The following is an 18,877-nucleotide window of genomic DNA, read 5'->3' on the forward strand; positions in this document are numbered from 1 at the left end:
TTTTGGGTTAGTGTTCAAAATATTTAGGCAAGTTCTTATCTTTTTCAGAGAGTTGCAAATCGTTAGAATTCAATGTCCACATAATATTCAGTTCTGGACAATCAAATCGAATTCCTCCCTCTGCACTTTTATCATAATAATTATCACATTTATACAAAACTCTTGCGGATTCGCTCAAAGTTAAAAAACCATGTGCAAATCCTCTTGGCACAAACAGTTGTCTTTTGTTCTCATTGTCCAGTTCAATGGATAAATGCTCGCCAAAAGTAGGGGAATTTTTACGTAAATCGACCACTACATCCTGAATTCTTCCATCCAATACGGAAACCAACTTGGCCTGGGCATGTTCGCCTTTTTGAAAATGCAGTCCTCTTAACACTCCCTTTTTGGAATAGGACTGATTATCTTGTACAAAATTTACCTCTTGCCCAATGGCTTTACAAAATTCTCTATGATTAAAACTCTCGAAAAAATAACCTCGGTCATCCTTAAAGATTGTAGGTTCGATTACAAAACATCCTTTTAACTTGGTCTCCGTCGCCTTTATCATCCCTCTTTCTTCAAAATACCCAATAAACGTTCACCGTAGCCGCTCTTTATTAAGGGCTTGGCCAATTCTTTAAACTGATCTGCATCTATATATCCCATTTCAAATGCTGCCACTTCTATAGATCCGACCACAAATCCTTGGCGTTCCTCGATTACTTCTATAAACTGCGAAGCTTGCATTAGGGCCTGAAAGGTCCCTGTATCCAACCAGGCAGTGCCCCTGTCCAAAATACTTACGCTCAGTTTTCCTCTTTCTAGATACGCCCTGTTTACATCGGTGATTTCCAATTCGCCCCTTTTGCTGGGCTCAATGTTTTTGGCAATGTCCACGACTTCGTTGTCATAAAAATAAATGCCCGGTACTACGTAGTTGGATTTGGGTTGCTTGGGCTTTTCTTCGATACTAATTGCCTTGCCATCCTCATCGAACTCCACAACCCCATATCTTTGTGGGTCGTTTACGCGATAGGCATAAACAATACCACCCTCGGGATTATTGTTGCTCTGCAATAACTTGGACAATCCAGCGCCATAAAAAATATTATCGCCCAAAATAAGTGCCACCTTATCATCCCCTATGAACTCTTCCCCTATAATAAATGCTTCCGCCAGCCCGTTGGGTGAATCTTGGGCCGCATAAGAAAAGGTACAGCCATACTTTTTCCCATCCCCCAACAGTTCTTTAAAAAGTGGAAGGTCTTTGGGTGTGGAAATAATCAATATTTCCTTTATTCCTGCATACATAAGGGTAGACAAGGGGTAATAGATCATCGGCTTATCGTAAATGGGCATCAACTGTTTGCTCACCGATAAGGTAAGTGGGTGCAATCTACTGCCTGTTCCTCCTGCCAATACGATTCCCTTCATCCTATTTATGCTTGATATTGCTTTTTATAATACTCCAAATAGTCTCCCGAAGTAACATGGTCTAGCCATTCCTTATTATCAAAATACCACTCTATTGTTAGCTCCAAACCTTCTTCAAATGTTACCGATGGTTCCCACCCTAATTCTTTATTGATTTTCGAGGCATCGATGGCATATCTTAGATCGTGTCCTGGACGATCCTTTACAAAGCTTATGAGCTTTGCCGAAGTGCCTGCCTGCCTGTCCAATTTTTTATCCATTAATCTGCACAATAATTGGGTCAGTTCAATATTCTTCCACTCATTAAAGCCGCCAATATTGTATGTTTCCCCCTTTTTTCCTTGATGGAACACCAAGTCTATGGCCCGGGCGTGATCTTTTACAAAAAGCCAATCACGAGTATAGTTGCCATCACCATAAACGGGCAATGGTTTTTCTTGAATGATATTGTTGATGAAGAGAGGAACCAACTTTTCTGGAAATTGGTTTGGCCCATAGTTATTGGAACAATTGGAAATTACAAAAGGAAGGTCATACGTTTCGCCATATGCCCTTACAAAATGGTCCGAACTTGCTTTAGAGGCCGAATAAGGGGAATTGGGAGCATATGCTGTAGATTCCTTGAAAAAGCCATGACTTCCCAAACTACCATAGACCTCATCGGTACTGATGTGATAAAATACAAACCTTGGATTATTCCGGTACAACCCCAAGGATGCATTCAACAAATTAACGGTTCCAAAAACATTGGTCCTTACAAACGACAACGGATCTGTGATCGAACGATCTACATGGGACTCTGCCGCCAAATGGATCACACCATCAAAATGATGTTTGGAAAAAAGCTTGTTTACAAAGTCCGTATCGGTAATATCTCCTTTGATGAAGGTATAATTGTCCGCGTCTTCAATATCTTTAAGGTTTTCCAAATTTCCTGCATAGGTCAGGGCATCCAAATTGAAAACTTGATAATTTTCGTATTCGGAAACAAATCGCCTAACAACATGTGAGCCTATAAACCCGGCACCGCCGGTAATAAGAATGTTTTTGGAAATATTGTGCTCCATTAAAATATGCTTAAAGCCCCTTAGGTTCTAATTATGTAGCAGCGAGAACACTATTCCTAGGTCTCCTTGCTAAGGTACGATAATTCCTGTCCAAAATAAGGTTGGCCGTTTCCTCCAAACCGTTTTCCTTGAGTATTTGTTGTGCAAAACCATACCAAGTTGTAGGCTCCCCATCGGTATAGTGATAGGTTCCAAATGGCCTTTCTCCACAAACAATTTCATTTAAAATATAGTTGGCCAGGGCATCCGAATTGGTCGGGCATCCTTTCTGAGCATCTGTAATTCGCAATTCCTCTCCCGCCTTTGCCTTGTTCAAAATGGTACGGTAAAAGTTATGTCCATGTTTTTTATTGTACAACCAGGATGTCCGAACAATAAAATGGTTGGGTATTATTTTTTGAATAAACTGTTCTCCTTTTAATTTGGATGCTCCATAAACATTGATCGGGTTAGGCCTATCATCTACCAGATAAGGGCCTTCCTTTTCTCCATCAAAAACATAGTCTGTTGAAATATGTACCAATGTAACGTTATGGCCATTACAAAGCTCTGCTATATTTTTTGCTCCCTCGGCATTAATCTTAAATGCCAAATCAGGATGTTTTTCGGCCTGTTCCACATGGGTGTATGCCGCGCAGTTGATACAAAAATCGTAATGATATTTTAGGAAGACATCGTCCAACTTGGTCGGCTGGGTAATATCAAGTTGGTCGGCTGTCTTGAAATCAAAACAAAATTGCGGAAAATCTTGGGCATGCTCTTGCAATGTTAAGCCCAATTGCCCACCTGCTCCAGTTACCAAGATTCGCACCATACATTCCTTATATTTTCTTGATTTTTGTGGAAGGAAATATCCAAACGATCGAAAAGGTTATTCTATTTTTTGCTGTAGGATTTCAAATACTTGTTGATTTCCAATAATGCCAATATTCCAAACACTAAAATCAACAGCGCTATGGGAAGTTTAAATTTGTAGCTGTTCCAAATTCCTCTTAGCTCTACTCCCCGTGTTGGGAAATCGCTAATAACATTGATGATCGTAGACTTATTGGCACGTTCTTCGTTCAGTTCTACCAGTTTTTCTTTTAAAATATCTTTTTCTTGGATCAAGGCAAGTTCCCTGCTCCTAGATTCGCCAGTCTGAGCCATATTTATGCTAGTGCCCTGCATGGGTTTATCTGCTTCCTTGACCAGTACCGTTCGGTATAAACTTTGAAGGGAATCTAGCTCAATCAACTGTTTTTGATAAATCTCTTCCTGCAAATCCAGGTTCTCATCGTTGATTTTTTTCTGGAGTTTAAAATACTCGTTAACCGAAATTGAGTTGATAATCGCCGGTTGTGCTTTTTTCGCAACCTTGTTGTCCGTACTGATTACTGATATTTGATGAAACCTTGCGTCCAAAGAATTAAAATTCTCCAGATAATTCTCGTAGTCTATCGCTTTAATCGTAGTTGTATCGAGTTCTTTGATGAATTGATCGAACAATTTTATTTTCTGATTTTCATCGGAATACGAATCTGTGAAAATTTCTTTGATTGTCGACGCCTCATGTTCAGTAATGTTCAATGCTGTGGCCAGAGCCACGGAATCCTCTGCTTTTGCTAGATCATTATAAAAATCGATGTTATTATACAGCTGCTGTACACTGTTAAAATTGGGTTCCACTACCATTCTGGAAATATATTTTTCCGCCGACACCCTGTCCAAAATAAAACCACCGACCCCACCAATAATCACTGCGGCCGCAATAATTATAATATTCTTCTGTACAAACAGAAGAAACAGGATGATCAAATGAAAAATGCCCTTAAAAATGCCCCCTATGAAGTTGAAAAATTTTTGAATGCCTCTTCCAATCATTTGGAACAATTGCCCCAAATCTATTTCGTCTGAACTATTCTGATTTACTGGTTGGTCCGCCATTTTTTATGTATTGAATATTTGTTTAAGAATTCTGTCCGTAATCAAGTAAGTGGGTTTAACACCTGTAGTGCCCAGTCCGCCAGAAGCCAAGGTGCTCCCAGTTTCCAAGGGGTTGTCCGATGCGTAATAGGCATAGCGCACCTTAACTTCTTTGTTTATGCTTTTTCGTATTTGAGAAGCCGATTGTATAGCTTTTTGATAATGTACACCCTCCATTTCCAATCCGATCACGTTCCAAGTGGACTCGTGGAAAAACTGGAGTATGTCCCTGTTCTGAAGCGAGGTTCCCAAGACTGTGACCATGGTTCCTTCCATTACTTTTAATCCATGTCCCTTAAAATCGGAGGCGCAGAGTTCGTTGTTAAAGGGGTAATTGTCCGCAGTTCCTTCGAAAATATGGGCGGATGGAATCATTAAATCTCCTTTGCCTCCTTCCAGAATTCCGGCCTTGCCCATAATGGAGACAGAATCCACATTCAAGAAAATCTTTTCACCATCCTCTTCCAAGGGCTTCAACAGTTCATCTATGGTTTCGTATGCTTGTTCCCCAAAGGCATAATCCATTACGAATATAACCGGCTTTTCGTCCTCGGAGATACCTTCCGGCAAATTATAACAGCAGCTTTCCCCACCAAATTTTGCAGTATCAAATATTTGGACATCGATATTGGCCCCGGATTCATCGTCCAAGAAAATCATCCCATTGCTCTGTGCCAGTTCCTTTACTTTTTGGTTCAGCGATTTGTGTTTTTCGGAACCCAATGCCACATAAATGTCCAGGGAATCGTTATCCGGAAATTCTTCGGCCAATGCCTTTTTGGCAAAAAGGGAATTCATTACACTGTGCATATTGGCACTGATGATATGCAATGGCCTATGTATTAAATTGTTCTGCTTTAAGGTGTTCTTTATTTTGTTGGCCCACTTTTCCCCATGAATGTGATGCCCTAACCGTTCGCGCAACAACGGACTAAATGTAATGGTTCTTTTATTGCCTGTTGTTTCTTCCTCAATGGCCAATTTGCCCAACCAGTACATCACATTTAAAAAACGGTCTGGATCTTTGTGGGTTTTTAGCTTGTTCTGAATATCAACTACCTCATCAAAAGTTCTGCCCAAGATATTGGCACAATGTATCAGGGCCACTTCTCTTTCTTCATTATCTTTTTCCTCGCTCAGTACAAACTCGGTAAGTTTGTCCCAATCTCTAATAGTTGCATTCCCATCGTCCACCAAAACTCTTTTGGAAATTTTTCCGGACTCAATGAACAAGAAGGTGAGGTGGGTCAAAATATCGTAAATATCACTACGTCCCCGGGTTATTTCTATGTTCATCTGTTCGTCGTCAATGCGGTAACAGTTTCGTCTTCTTTTTGGGGGAACAATAGGTTTTAAATGCGATTTGGCAAAGCCTTCATCCGAGGTAAGGTTAATAAATCGACATTCCTCAATGCCTTCTGGAAGGCGTTCCAATACATAGATCAATCCGTTGAGCTCTGCCTTTTCCTCGGCAATTGTACCATATATTTCGGGCCTGAGCAGCAAAAGTGCACTGCGGAGGGCGTTTCCCGAAACGCCCGATGGTTTATAAAAACCGCGATTGAGCAAATGGCGCATGGTAATGTACAAGCGTTCGATCGCATTGGTAGATTCCTGTGCCCTGGTAGTCTGTTTTACTTCTGTTGCCATCATATCTTCTGGCAAAAATAAGTGAATTCCTATGAAAGTTAAACTGTTATGAGTCAACTAATTTTAAAGGACTGTAATCCGTCCGCCACTTTTCTGTCGTTCGCAAGTCGCTGAACCTTGTTCTGCCCGCCCAGTTTACCGATGGATTTCATGTAATCCTGAAAGCCATTTGTTTTGACACTACTGATTTTTAAGGGTTGAAGGATATGTCCATCGATCAAGTCGAGATAGTAACTGTTCTGCTTTTTCATACTTGCCTCAATAATTCCGGCAAATTTTATTCGGTCAGTTGGTTCCCTTTCAAATTCAATGAACCATTCGTGATACGGGAGTTCCCCTTCTGGCGGATTGGTCTGTGGGGCAACGGTAAATTCGTTTACTAGGGCATCGGTCTGTTCCACTGCCAATCGAAGGGCTTCTTCCACTTCTTTGGCAATTACATGCTCACCAAACGCGGAGATAAAGTGTTTTATACGACCGGAGACCACAATTTTATAAGGGTCTTTAGAAATAAACCGAATGGTATCTCCAAGGTTATAGCCCCAAAGCCCCGCATTGGTAGATATTACCATGGCATAGTCCACATCCAGCTCAACTTCGGCAATGGTCAACCGTTTTGGGTTTTCGTCGAAAAACTCATCGGCCCTAACAAATTCATAAAAAACACCCGCATCCAACAACAGCAACATTCCTTTTTCCCTTTGGGAATTCTGATAGGCAAAAAAACCTTCGCTAGCGGGGAACAGTTCAATGCTGTCCACTTTTCTGCCGATCAGGTTTTCGAATTTTGCGCGGTATGGTTCATAATTTACGCCTCCGTAAATAAACAGTTGGAATTCTTTAAAAAGCTCCCCTACTTTTTTGCCCGTTTTTGCATTCAGCTTTTCAAAATACATTTGGACCCAAGAGGGAATGCCCGCTATAACGGTCATTCTCTCCTCTTCGGTTTCCTCTACAATCTTGTCCACCTTTGTTTCCCAATCCTCGATACAATTGGTCTCCCAACTGGGCAAGCGGTTTTTTTGAAGGTAATTGGGAACGTAATGTGCCGATATGCCCGATAATCTTCCCAATTTTATGCCGTTCTTTTCCTCCAACATGGGGCTGCCCTGAAGAAAAATCATTCTGCCGTCCACAAAATCCGCATTACCGGTTTCGTGGATGTAATTGAGTATGGCATTTCGAGAGGCTTCTACCTGATTTTTAATTGATGGTTTGGTGATGGGAATATATTTGGCGCCAGATGTTGTCCCGGAAGTTTTGGCAAAATATATGGGTTTCCCGGGCCAGAGCACATCGCTTTTGCCATCAAGAATTTGCTGAACATAGCCTTTGAGCTCCTCATAATCCCTAATAGGAACTCTTTCCGTAAATTCTTGATATGATTTAATGGTGTCAAAGCCATGGTCCCTGCCAAAAACAGTGTTCTTGGCTTCGGTTATCAATTGGTTAAAAACCTTTTGTTGGGTCTTAACGGGCTGTTTTACCCATTTATCGGTCTTTTTTGCAATTCGATTCGCAAATATTTTAGCTGCAAATGCTTTTAAGGACATTTAATTGAAATCAATATAATTTTGTGGGTCCACTGGTTTGCCTTTTCTCCAAAGTTCAAAGTGTAGGTGTGGTCCTGTAGTAAGCTCTCCTGTATTTCCTATTGAAGCTATTACCTCGCCTGCCTTTACCATATCGCCTTGAGCTTTGCTCAACGAGCCGTTATGTTTGTACACCGATGTAATGCCTTCTTGGTGTTCCACGATGATCACATACCCTGTTTCGGTGGTCCATTCCGCAAAAAGAACGGTGCCGTCCGCAATTGCTTTGACCGGTGTATCCCTTGGGGCTACCAAATCCACAGCATAGTGCTTTGTTTTTGGGTCGAACCCTTGGGTCAAAGTACCGTTAACGGGAGAAAAGAAAAGTGTTCCAAGGTTTTCCACATCCCTTTCAAAAAGATTGTACTTGTCTTCCAGTTCCACTTCTTCACGCAAAAGCAAATCTTCACGTATGGGTGTCAGGTCTACTGTGGAGGGGTCCAATTTGTACTGTTCGAACAGGGAATCCCTATTCGTCTGGTTATTCTCGATATCGCCGCGCAGTACTTTTCTAACATTGTCCAAGTACTTATTTGTATAGTTAAGAACAGTGACCAAAGAATCTGTTTTATAGGTAAGTTCCGTAGCCTGTCTCTTTAATTTTGTTGAGGAATATCCCGGAATATATTCTCGAAGGGGCGTAAAGGCAATGATCAATGTAGTGAGCCCGATCAATACAATTATAAATAAGGTTCCGGTAACAAAAACATTAAGCCGATTGAGTTTAAACGAAATTTTCTCCTCAAAGGTGCTTTCATTAAGAATTACCAGGCGATACTTGTGCAGTAGCTTGCGTTTTATCTCTTTTCTTTTCTTTTTGTCCTTTGCCATGGTCAACAAAGATAGTCTTAGATTTTAATATGGATGTTAAGCTTTTTAAAAAGCTACGCTGCTTACAAGTCTAAAAATCAGTTTTAAATCCTAAATTTCGTTAATCGAATATTCTCTTCCACTTCTTTTTAGTACCTTTACCTTTCTAAATTAAAGGTTTTTAAAGATATGATTGCTCAAACTATATTACTTGGAATGTTGGGCCCTTGGCAGATTGTACTGATTGTTGCCGTGGTAGTTTTGCTTTTCGGAGGCAGAAAAATTCCGGAACTTATGAGAGGGCTTGGTAGCGGCATCAAAGAATTTAAGGACGCGACCAAAGAAGACGAGAAACTGGAAGGCGGAAAAAACGAATCTAATTCCTAAACGGATTTTTTGGGCGTTGAAACGCACTGGTTTTTAATTGGTTTTCGACCAACGACCACATATTTTAAGGTTTCAATGTCGATATTCCAGCCTTTCACAACAAAAAATTATCCCCCCAATTACCTTATCCTATTTTAGCGGTTACAACTAAACTGTTAGGCTTGCATGCTTAACCTCCAAACGAGCCTTTTTTGCTCATTTGTGCAGACGGAGTGGTAATGAAAAGATTGATCTTGCTTTTTTTCTTCTCATGCTTCCTAGGGTCAAATGCCCAGGAGCTTGCCCTTTCCAATATTGGAGAGGATACTTTGTTGTCCGATAAACTGATGGGCAACAATAGCGATGAATCCCAAAGTGAGTTTGTAAAATACCTCGACGGGCTCAATAATAAAAAGCTCAATAATTACCTTGGTAAAAAGGGAGTGGCCGAAAAACTGGTCCAAAGGGGCAATGCGTACTTTAATAAAATGTGGTATGCCGAAGCTGCCCACATTTTTGATATTGTCCTCGAAAAAACCGACACAAAGCACACCTACGAAATACTTTCCAAAGCTGGCGATTCCCATTATTATACCGGTAATCTGGAAAAATCGTACAAGTGGTACAACGAGCTGTACAGATTATACGAAGATGAAATAAATACAGACACCTTTTATAAATATACCCAAACCCTAAAGGGAACGGGAAAATATCGTAGAGCGGCAGCTTTGACCAAAATATTGAGGCAAAAAAGGGACGAGCCCCTGAACGAACTGGAATCGTTAAACACCAATACTTGGAAAGGCGCAACACAAGTGACGATCAAGAATTTGGATATCAACTCCAAGTATTCCGATTTTTCGCCCATGTTCCATAATGATTCGGATATCGTTTATGCTTCCGCAAAAGATTCTTCCATTTTGACCACACGTCGTTATCGCTGGACCAACCAGCCTTTTCTTGATCTATATGTATCGAAAAAGAAAAATGATGATGGTGATCTATTGCCGCCCAAAAAGTTTTCCAAGAAAATCAACACAAAATACCATGAGGCATCATCTGCCTTTTCTCCCGACCAAAAAACCATCTATTTTACCAGAAACAACTATGGTAAACGATTGAAGCGAGGTAAAAATGGTATTAACCACCTCAAGATCTATCGCTCACAAAACATAGATGGCCAATGGACCAGCGCAGAAGAACTTCCCTTTAATAGTGAGGACTATTCAACGGGACACCCTACGGTAAGTCCTGATGGCAAAAAACTGTATTTTGTTTCCGATATGCCCGGCGGTTTTGGCGAAACGGACATCTATGTGGTGGATATTCTAGAAAATGGTGCATTTTCCGAGCCCAAAAACCTGGGTAGGGCAATCAATTCAGATGCAAAGGAAATGTTTCCGTACGTAACGGAAAACAGTCTTTATTTCTCGTCCAACAGACCAATGGGATATGGCGGGCTAGATGTTTACAAATCCGATGGTTCCGATGAGACTTTTGCAGGCGCGATGAATTTGGGCGAGCCTATAAACAGTAATAGGGACGATTTTTCGTATATCGTGGACGCCTCTAGCGGGAAGGGCTATTTTGCATCTAACCGAAAAGGAGGCAAAGGTGATGACGATATTTATTCCTTTGCCTACACTCCAAACCTAAATGCAATCACAGGGGTTGTGGAAGATCTGGATTCAGGTGAAGCGTTGCCTAGCGCTACCGTATTACTTTTGCAAGGAAATAGAATGATAAATGAAACAACCGTAGATGAAATGGGTCACTATTCTTTTCCCAACCTAAACCCAACTACCAATTATATGGTGGTGGCGAAAAAGGAGGGGTACCTAAACGATAGTCTTGCGATACAAACCGCCGATAACAAAAATATAGTGGTGACCCAAAAGCTGAAGGCAGAGATCAAACAATCCGCTGCAGAGGCCATTGTTAAAACATTTGAACCCAACAATGTTTATTTCAGCTTTGATAGCTACGAAATAACCCCGAGTTCCGCACAAGAATTAGATAAACTGATTACTGTGCTAAAATCGAACAAAGGGCTATCCTTAAAGATTGAATCCCATACCGATGCTATTGGTTCCAAGGCTTACAATAAATATCTTTCCGAGAAGCGGGCCAAGTCTACCAAAGATTATATGGTTTCGCAAGGTATAGACCCGAGCCGAATTATTAGCACCTCTGGATTTGGTGAAGACCGTTTATTGAACAATTGTGGAGATAGCCAATCCTGTCCTCCTGGTCAGCACCGTTTAAACAGAAGGTCGGAATTTATCCTAATTGCCGAATAAGCTCTTACAGGCCTTAAAACTGTGTTTATCCGACTTAAAAACACAGAACTTCTACTGTTTGTCGGTGAAATTGATCGTATAACCGATCAGGGCAATATGTAGTTTATCGATCAAAAACACAATCTTACGGATTTAACACTTTTCACAACAGCATTCACCCCTTTTTTCCTGCGTTTCATCCCTTTGTTTTCGGTTCTCATCTTCGTAGTCGAATCTTTGACATGTCTTTAAATCTTAAAATCAAGCTTATGAAAAAATTAGTACTCGTCAAAGAAATCTATATGGATGCGTTCCGCAACTTGGGGCACATCATCGTGGAAAAATACTTTAAAATATTTGCCTGGTTCAGCTTTGTCATGTTCTTTATTGTGCTTTATGCCTTTATTTACAGGATAGCAACAGGCTTTGCGTTTGATTAATCAACCTAAGTTTTAAAGAACGAAAAAGCCCAGGCAATGTGCACTGGGCTTTTTTGATATTTGAATTTGGTTGTTCCTATCCTTTTGGAGGATCGGAATCAAACTTTATGGTCTTTAAAATGGCTTCCAGCTCGAACATGTAGTCTCTTTTTGCTTCGGACGGAGCAAAAGTGAATCCCTCGATAATCATTTTTCTATCGTTCTCCTTATCGTTGATGATGTAGGTTAAGAACGGACCCGCCATTGGGTAACCGTGTATTTCCCAAACGCCTTTTACCTCAGCCGCTTTTTTGCCACCTATTTCTGCAGGAAAAACATAAGGGGCAAAAGCTTTTTCCGTAATCATATACGTGTTTTCATACGGGCCGGGAATAAAGCTTTTTCCAATGGAATCCCTCATTCTTACAATATCCTCCACAAAGGTAGAGTCGTTATTAAAATAGTCCCATGGCATCTCATAAGCAATAATGTTCATGGTTCCTTTTGGGATTTGAATGTCCATCCAAACAAATTTGTTTTCCCTTCTGCCCACTTTGTAAAGCGAGGGCACGTTAAGTTGTATTCCGAACTCTTCTTCCAGTGCTTTGTCCTTGCTCAAGGAACGCTCAAAGCGCTTCTGGGCCTCGGCAATCTCGTTTGCTTTGAATTCTTTTATTGCCCTATCGGCCAACGAATCCAGGTTTTTAATCAACACCTCTTCTGTAGGCCCGGTTACAACGGCCACTTTTTGAGGTTTTGAATATGCATCGTTTTTAATGTGGGCCAAGGAGGTAGAGTCTTGCTCCACATACAACAGTGATCGGGAATGGGTGGTTGTTCCCTTAAACACTTTTGGCGGTATCTGGGTTAGGCTGAACTTTGGTTCTATTTGCGGTAATCCTACAATCTGGGCCGCAAACTCTTCCCTTATTTTTTCGCCTACTGGGCCTCGCCAGAGTTCAGTATCCATAACTACCATTAAGGAGTTGATCCCTCCTGTGGATGGCGGTAAAAACCTTTCTTTTGATCCCGAGCTGTTACAAGCTCCCAATGCCAGCAATACGGTGACAATAAATAGTGTTCCTAATTTTTTCATCTTGTGTTAAATTTACGAAGAACAATCGCACAATTTTAGTTTTGTGCCCGGTTTTAGATTATTACCGCTAATACCGTTCCATTCTCGCAAATTTTCGATGGAAACACCGGGGTATTTTTTCGAAATGGTCCAAAGGGAATCCCCAGATCTTACTGTGTGGATTTTTGAGCCGTCCGCTACCTTTCCATTTGACTTGGAACTACTGCTATTGCTGCTTTTTTTAGCGATATACGGTTTTCTTGGAAAAATAGTTAAGCGCTGTCCGACCCTTAAATTATTGCTCCTAAGTCCGTTCCATCTTTTTATTTGGCTTACACCAACCCCATAGCGCTCCGCTATCTTGCCCAGATAATCCCCGCTTTTTACACGATATCTTATTTGATCCTGTGCCTTGATCATACTGGGCAATGGTTTCTCCATGGAATCCAATTCCTTTTTGGCATAGGCATAGATTTCTTCCTCGTTGGAGACAAATTTTCCAATTTTTGAAACCGGCAGACGGAGTGCATAATTCTTCCCTTCGATTTTTGGGATAATATTCAATTTATATGCCGGGTTCAACATTTCCAGCTCCTCTTTACCTATATCCACCAATTTGGATATTTGATCAAACGTAATCAGGTTTTTTACATGAACCGTGTCGGTTTCAAAATAAGCGCGTTCTGCTCTTTTATATTGTAGCCCATGTTCCTCCGCATATTCAAAAATGTACATGGTAGCCAAAAATGCAGGGAGGTATCCTGCTGTTTCACGTGGAAGAAACGGTCGGATGTTCCAATAGTTCTCATATCCCCCGGAGCGCCTTATGGCCTTATTTACATTTCCGGGTCCCGAGTTATAGGCCGCAAGGGCCAAATCCCAATCCCCGAAAATATCATACAATCTGGACAAGTACTTGCTCGCCGCTTTGGTGGCCATGATCGGATCATGCCTCTCATCAACATAACTGCTCACATCCAGCCCGTACATTTTTCCGGTGCTGTACATAAATTGCCACAGGCCCTTTGCCCCAACCCTGGACCTTGCCTTGGGATTGAGTGCGGACTCAACAATTGCCAAATATTTTATTTCCAAAGGAATGTTCTGGTTGTCCAGTTCTTGTTCAAACAGTGGAAAATAAAATTGACTGGCGGTCATCATCCGTTGCATTAAGTCCCTCCTTCGTGTTAAAAAGGATTTGATAACGCTTTCCAACGATGGGTTATATGAGATGTTGAAGGGTGTTTTTTCATCCATTCGGGCTAAACGGGCCTTTAGTGTATCGGTGGGCAAATCCAGTAAAACAGCCGGCTCTTGTTCCGGTGCACTTTGGATTTCCAACAACATATCACTGAATAGCTCAGCGTTACTGTGAAGCTCTTTGAGCCAAAGGCTATCGTATCTCCATGCCTCTTCCAGATCGCGCAGTCTAAATTTGCCGTCCTCTTGCGTTTCAAGAGCCATCAATTGCCCATCTATTTTGATGTTTGATACGGCAATAGTGGCATTTTCACTCTCCTGATCCTTAGTTGAATCTCCATCAACATTCTGCTGATCATCCACTTGCTGTGCCACCATATTCGAAGCTGCGCAAAGAATGGCCGCAAAAACAGCTTTTTTAATTTTCTGGTTCATTTGGACAAGGTTTGATTTTTTTGGGGCGAACTAAATTGGCTTTTTTTTCTGAAATAGTAAAGCCAAGAGATAAAATTCTCTTTCTTTTAACGTTTCCCCAATATCTCAAAACGTGAGACTTAGCCTATTATTGCAGCAATTCCGGGCAAGGTCTTGCCCTCCAAGCTTTCCAACATGGCCCCACCACCTGTAGAAACATAGCTCACTTTGTCCTCGAAACCAAACTGTTTTACGGCGGCTACGGAATCACCTCCGCCAACTAGCGAGAACGCTCCATTTTGAGTGGCTTTGTCTATATAGTTGCCAACGGCTATGGTTCCTTTGGCGAAGTTTTCCATTTCGAAAACTCCAACGGGTCCGTTCCAAAGAATTGTTTTGGAAGCAAAAATTACTTGTTTGAAAATTTCAAGGGTTTTAGGTCCGGCATCCAAGCCTTGCCATCCATCCGGAATTTCGTTTACCTCCACAAATTGGGTGTCGGCGGCATTATCAAAATCATTGGCGGCCAGAACATCTACCGGTAAATATACCTGAACGTTCTTGGCTTTTGCCTGTTTTAGAATATCGAGCGCCAAATCCATTTTGTCATCCTCGCAGATGGAGTCCCCGACTTTACCCCCTTGGGCTTTTATAAAAGTGTAGGTCATACCCCCTCCGATGATCAAATTGTCCACCTTGTCCAGAATATTCTCTATAATGGTGATTTTGGAAGAAACTTTAGCGCCGCCCAAGATTGCGGTTACTGGTTTTTCCCCGGTTTCCATCACCTTGTCTATTGCTTTTATTTCTTTGGCCAACAAATATCCGAAACACTTGTTTTCGGGGAAAAACTTGGCTACTATTGTTGTAGAGGCATGGGCTCTATGAGCTGTTCCAAAAGCATCGTTCACATAAACATCCCCGTGTTTGGACAACTGTTCGGCAAACGATTCGTCTCCAGCTTCTTCCTCAGCATAAAACCTTAGGTTTTCCAGCAAAAGAACCTCGCCGCTTTTTAACCCTGCTACGGCTTCATCCGCTTTGTTTCCAACACAATCCTCCACAAATTTCACCTGTACCCCGATAATATCGGATACGGTTTCGGCGATATGCGATAGCGACATATCCGGATTTGCTTTTCCTTTTGGCCGGCCCAAATGGCTCATTAAGACCGCAGACCCGCCATCTTCCAAAACTTTTAGTATGGTGGGTTTTGCAGCATCGATCCGGCTGGTATCGGTTACATTGAAATCGCCATCCAACGGCACGTTGAAATCTACTCGTATCAATGCTTTTTTTCCTTCAAAATTAAAATCGTCTATCGTTTTCATCTGTGTGTCCTTTTTTGAGAATTTCAAAAGTAAAGATTTCCTGCTTTTTCGGCTATTCATCCGGACTAATATTTAAAAGTTTCAGTGGATTTAACCTTTTCGTTGAATTCTGTTAAACCTTCTTTGGGATACCCTGTTTTCCTTAGGGAAACTTCAGCCGTTAAAAATGTATCTTTGGGATATGCTTTTTAAAAATGTTTTAGGCTTAGAGCACATCAAAAACCATTTGGTGACCACAGCTGAAACCGGAAGGGTGGCGCATGCTCAATTATTTGTGGGGCCAGAGGGTTCCGGCGTTCTGCCCATGGCAATTGCCTATGCCCAGTATCTGTTGTGTGGCAACATCGGTGGCGAAAATGAAGGAGGACATACCGATTGCAATACCAAATGCAACTCATTGTCGCATCCCGATCTTCATTTTGCTTTTCCCGTTTCCAATTCGGACAAGATAAAATCGCATGCGGTAAGCGACCATTATTTGGAAGAGTGGCGCCAATTTGTAAAAGAGCAACCATATGGAAACCTGTTCGACTGGTACCGGCATATCGGCATTGAAAAAAAACAGGGCCAAATCGGGGTGGACGAAGCCCAGGACATGGTTAAAAAGCTATCGTTAAAGTCTTATGAGGGCGGATATAAGATCTTGATTGTCTGGATGGCGGAAAAAATGAATGTCTCCGCTGCGAACAAACTGCTAAAATTGATCGAGGAGCCTCCGAACAAAACCATTTTGCTCCTTTTGGCCGAAGATGAAGAACAAATCATAAACACGATCAGATCCCGTTGTCAAATTTTGAATTTTCCCCCACTTGCGGAACAAGCGATTACCGATGCGCTCCTCCTAAAAGGTGTGGACCAGACCGAAGCGTTGACCATTGCCTTGGAGGCAAACGGGAATTTTAATAAAGCTTTGGATCTATTGAACAAGGATTCCGAGGATTTGGTTTTCGAAAGATGGTTTGTACAATGGGTGCGCAGCGCATTTAAGGCCAAAGGTAACAAAGCTGCGGTACAGGAACTGATCTTGTGGAGCGACGAGGTGGCCAAAACGGGACGTGAGGTGCAAAAGAAGTTTTTGAATTACTGTCTCACCATGATGCGCCAAGCACTTTTGCTAAATTATAGCGCCACGGAACTGGTACATGCGAAAATACATATGGAGGGCTTTGACCTCAACAAATTTGCTCCTTTTGTACATGAAAACAATATTTTGGATATTGTAAAGGAGTTGGAACAGGCTATTTTTCACGTGGAACGTAACGGAAATTCCAAATTGATCTTTACGGACCTGTCCATAAAACTTACAAGGCTTTTGCACGCCAAGGCCGCCTAATTTAAAATATAGTTTATGAACAATGTATTCGCGAACGCCACAGAAATCCTCTTATTATTGTTTTTGACAATTACATTTTTGCAAAGTGGAATAGATAAAATTTTAGATTGGAAAGGCAATTTGGATTGGTTGACCGGTCATTTTTCCAAATCTATTTTTAGGGGAATGGTCCCAGGACTTCTGGGAATTGTTTTGGTATTGGAAATGTTATCGGGAATACTGGCCGGTGTCGGCGCTTTTCAATTTATTGTTGATGGTGAGAGCAGTTATGGCTTTTACGGCGCCATTCTGTCGGGAATTACCTTGCTGATGTTGTTATTGGGTCAGAGGGTCGCCAAAGATTACGTAGGTGCCCAAACTATTGTTGTGTACTTGATACCTACCCTATTTTTAGTGTTTTTAATGCAGTAAGACACGTTTGGAGCACGCTCCCATATATGATTAAGAATGACCCTAAACGGAAATTCATATGGGCTGCAAGAACTCTTTGGTTCCCCATACGAAATCGTTTGACTTTCGTTTTTAATTTTAATCAACTCTACTTAATCCACCACCCCAATGACATTTGAAGAAGCCGTAATCCATCGTCGCTCCGTCAGAAATTATAAAGAAGAGTCCATTGATGAAGAGGTCGTGAAACATTGCCTCCAAATGGCCACTTTGGCACCCAATAGTTCCAATATGCAGCTTTGGGAGTTTTACCATATCACAAATCCCGAGGTGCTTAAAAAACTTTCGGTGGCTTGTTTGGACCAACAGGCGGCCACAACAGCCCAACAATTAGTGGTTTTTGTTACACGCCAAGATCTTCATCGGACAAGGGAAAGAGATATGCTAAAACTAGAAACCAAAAATGTCCAAAAGAATAGCCCAAGAGAGAAACAGGAGGCCCGCATAAAGAGATGGCAGCTGTATTATGGAAGGGTAATGCCATTTTTATATGCTCGTTTTTTTGGTGTGCTTGGAGTTATCAGAAAAATTATGGTAAACATAGTCGGGTTGTTCCGACCTATGGTTTACCAAGTATCCGAAAGCGATATGAATGTAGTTGTACATAAAACATGTGCACTGGCCGCCCAAACCTTTATGCTGGCCATGTCTTCCAAAGGATATGATACCTGTCCCATGGAGGGTTTTGATAGCAAACGGGCAAAACGCATTTTAAAATTGCCCCATGGAGCACAGATCAACATGATTATCTCATGTGGCATTCGTGCAGAAGGCGGAGTATGGGGCGATCGCATGCGTATTCCATTTGAAGAAGTTTATACGCGTGTTTAGCCTAAGTTTCATTATTTTGTTTGGTTAATCTTTTTAAAAAACTAACCCCATTTTTATATGGACACAGCAAATAACAATTCCAATACGCAAGACCTAAACCATATTAATGTTGCCCAATCCGACCTTCGCAAGGGTTACGGTTATGGGGCGTTGGGTGTATTGTCATCCGGATTGGTTTGGCTTGTTTCTGGATCAGTGGCGTTTTTGGTCAATGGCCAAACTGCGGTTTGGACGCTTTTTTTCGGCGGCATGCTTATTCATCCTTTAGGATTGTTGTTGGCTAGGTTAACCGGTGTTCCTGGTAAACATTCCAATCAAAATGCATTGGGAAAACTGGCCATGGAGGGTACATTTTTTATGCTCATGTGCATTCCTCTGGCATTGTTGCTATCTCTACAAGAGCATGCGTGGTTTTTTCAAGGTATGCTTTTGATCATTGGTGGAAGGTATTTGACCTTTACCACGCTTTACGGGATTAAGATATATTGGATATTGGGCGGGCTTTTGGGAGCTATTGCCTTTGGGTTGTTTTTCCTAAACGCATCTCCCGGCCTTTCAGCACTTAGTGGTGCCGTGGTTGAACTTGGGTTCGGTGCTTTTTTATTCACATCATTTAAAAAATCAATCGCACAAAAACAAAAAGCCCGCTCTTAAAAGCGGGCTGGTGTACAACTGAACT

The 18,877-nt window shown here is 41.6% G+C and carries 18 protein-coding genes; 7 read left to right on the forward strand and 11 right to left on the reverse strand.

The genetic code is table 11. The features are described from left to right. Positions 1–7: 7 nt before the first annotated feature. The 8 genes from rfbC to ACXAFK_RS01755 form a co-directional block, all read right to left on the reverse strand. The gene (rfbC, locus tag ACXAFK_RS01720; protein ID WP_474958147.1) at positions 8–547 is read right to left on the reverse strand and encodes a dTDP-4-dehydrorhamnose 3,5-epimerase; all 540 of its coding nucleotides are present in this window, start codon (positions 545–547) and stop codon (positions 8–10) included. Next, complete coding sequence (gene rfbA / locus ACXAFK_RS01725; RefSeq protein ID WP_474956592.1) at positions 547–1,416, reverse strand: glucose-1-phosphate thymidylyltransferase RfbA; 870 nt, start codon at positions 1,414–1,416, stop codon at positions 547–549. Before rfbA ends, rfbC begins: the two co-directional genes overlap by 1 nt. Before the next feature lie 5 nt (positions 1,417–1,421). Continuing rightward, on the reverse strand, positions 1,422–2,483 hold the full coding sequence (rfbB, locus tag ACXAFK_RS01730) for a dTDP-glucose 4,6-dehydratase (RefSeq protein WP_474956593.1): 1,062 nt from the start codon (positions 2,481–2,483) through the stop codon (positions 1,422–1,424). A gap of 31 nt (positions 2,484–2,514) precedes the next feature. Continuing rightward, the gene (rfbD, locus tag ACXAFK_RS01735) at positions 2,515–3,297 is read right to left on the reverse strand and encodes a dTDP-4-dehydrorhamnose reductase (RefSeq protein WP_474956594.1); all 783 of its coding nucleotides are present in this window, start codon (positions 3,295–3,297) and stop codon (positions 2,515–2,517) included. A 62-nt stretch (positions 3,298–3,359) separates the two neighbouring features. Next, a complete protein-coding gene (locus tag ACXAFK_RS01740; RefSeq protein ID WP_474956595.1) occupies positions 3,360–4,409 on the reverse strand; it encodes a hypothetical protein in 1,050 nt (349 codons plus the stop codon). Positions 4,410–4,412: 3 nt separating this feature from the next. Continuing rightward, on the reverse strand, positions 4,413–6,101 hold the full coding sequence (locus tag ACXAFK_RS01745) for a DUF6909 family protein (protein WP_474956596.1): 1,689 nt from the start codon (positions 6,099–6,101) through the stop codon (positions 4,413–4,415). A gap of 50 nt (positions 6,102–6,151) precedes the next feature. Continuing rightward, positions 6,152–7,651 (reverse strand): GH3 family acyl-acid amido synthetase, encoded by a 1,500-nt coding sequence (locus ACXAFK_RS01750; RefSeq protein WP_474956597.1) that lies wholly within the window; start codon positions 7,649–7,651, stop codon positions 6,152–6,154. Beyond that, positions 7,652–8,521: a M23 family metallopeptidase gene (locus ACXAFK_RS01755; RefSeq protein ID WP_224835957.1), complete on the reverse strand. Its 870-nt coding sequence runs from the start codon at positions 8,519–8,521 to the stop codon at positions 7,652–7,654. Positions 8,522–8,689: 168 nt separating this feature from the next. On the opposite strand from ACXAFK_RS01755, the gene tatA reads away from it, so the two are divergent. The 3 genes from tatA to ACXAFK_RS01770 all read left to right on the forward strand — a co-directional run bounded on the left by tatA (position 8,690) and on the right by ACXAFK_RS01770 (position 11,585). Further along, a complete protein-coding gene (gene tatA, locus ACXAFK_RS01760; protein WP_286037776.1) occupies positions 8,690–8,887 on the forward strand; it encodes a twin-arginine translocase TatA/TatE family subunit in 198 nt (65 codons plus the stop codon). A gap of 218 nt (positions 8,888–9,105) precedes the next feature. Next, positions 9,106–11,166, forward strand: coding sequence for an OmpA family protein (locus ACXAFK_RS01765; protein WP_474956598.1), 2,061 nt, complete (start codon positions 9,106–9,108; stop codon positions 11,164–11,166). Between the two features lie 248 nt (positions 11,167–11,414). Continuing rightward, positions 11,415–11,585: a DUF6747 family protein gene (locus ACXAFK_RS01770; protein ID WP_224835958.1), complete on the forward strand. Its 171-nt coding sequence runs from the start codon at positions 11,415–11,417 to the stop codon at positions 11,583–11,585. A 76-nt stretch (positions 11,586–11,661) separates the two neighbouring features. Here ACXAFK_RS01770 and ACXAFK_RS01775 read toward each other — a convergent pair whose 3' ends face one another. The 3 genes from ACXAFK_RS01775 to ACXAFK_RS01785 form a co-directional block, all read right to left on the reverse strand. Next, the gene (locus ACXAFK_RS01775; protein WP_252081016.1) at positions 11,662–12,660 is read right to left on the reverse strand and encodes a DUF4837 family protein; all 999 of its coding nucleotides are present in this window, start codon (positions 12,658–12,660) and stop codon (positions 11,662–11,664) included. A gap of 12 nt (positions 12,661–12,672) precedes the next feature. Further along, positions 12,673–14,274, reverse strand: coding sequence for a lytic transglycosylase domain-containing protein (locus ACXAFK_RS01780; protein WP_474956599.1), 1,602 nt, complete (start codon positions 14,272–14,274; stop codon positions 12,673–12,675). A gap of 119 nt (positions 14,275–14,393) precedes the next feature. Then, a complete protein-coding gene (locus tag ACXAFK_RS01785; protein ID WP_474956600.1) occupies positions 14,394–15,584 on the reverse strand; it encodes a phosphoglycerate kinase in 1,191 nt (396 codons plus the stop codon). A 181-nt stretch (positions 15,585–15,765) separates the two neighbouring features. On the opposite strand from ACXAFK_RS01785, the gene ACXAFK_RS01790 reads away from it, so the two are divergent. The 4 genes from ACXAFK_RS01790 (at position 15,766) to ACXAFK_RS01805 (ending at position 18,852) form a co-directional block, all read left to right on the forward strand. Beyond that, on the forward strand, positions 15,766–16,917 hold the full coding sequence (locus ACXAFK_RS01790) for a DNA polymerase III subunit (RefSeq protein ID WP_293298033.1): 1,152 nt from the start codon (positions 15,766–15,768) through the stop codon (positions 16,915–16,917). 15 nt (positions 16,918–16,932) lie between these two features. After that, positions 16,933–17,328, forward strand: coding sequence for a DoxX family protein (locus ACXAFK_RS01795; RefSeq protein ID WP_293298036.1), 396 nt, complete (start codon positions 16,933–16,935; stop codon positions 17,326–17,328). Positions 17,329–17,475: 147 nt separating this feature from the next. Continuing rightward, the gene (locus tag ACXAFK_RS01800) at positions 17,476–18,198 is read left to right on the forward strand and encodes a nitroreductase family protein (protein ID WP_474956601.1); all 723 of its coding nucleotides are present in this window, start codon (positions 17,476–17,478) and stop codon (positions 18,196–18,198) included. A 57-nt stretch (positions 18,199–18,255) separates the two neighbouring features. After that, positions 18,256–18,852: a DUF7010 family protein gene (locus ACXAFK_RS01805; protein ID WP_474956602.1), complete on the forward strand. Its 597-nt coding sequence runs from the start codon at positions 18,256–18,258 to the stop codon at positions 18,850–18,852. The last annotated feature ends 25 nt before the right edge of the window (positions 18,853–18,877 follow it).

It is taken from the genome of Flagellimonas sp. ABD4_174 (assembly GCF_056160185.1).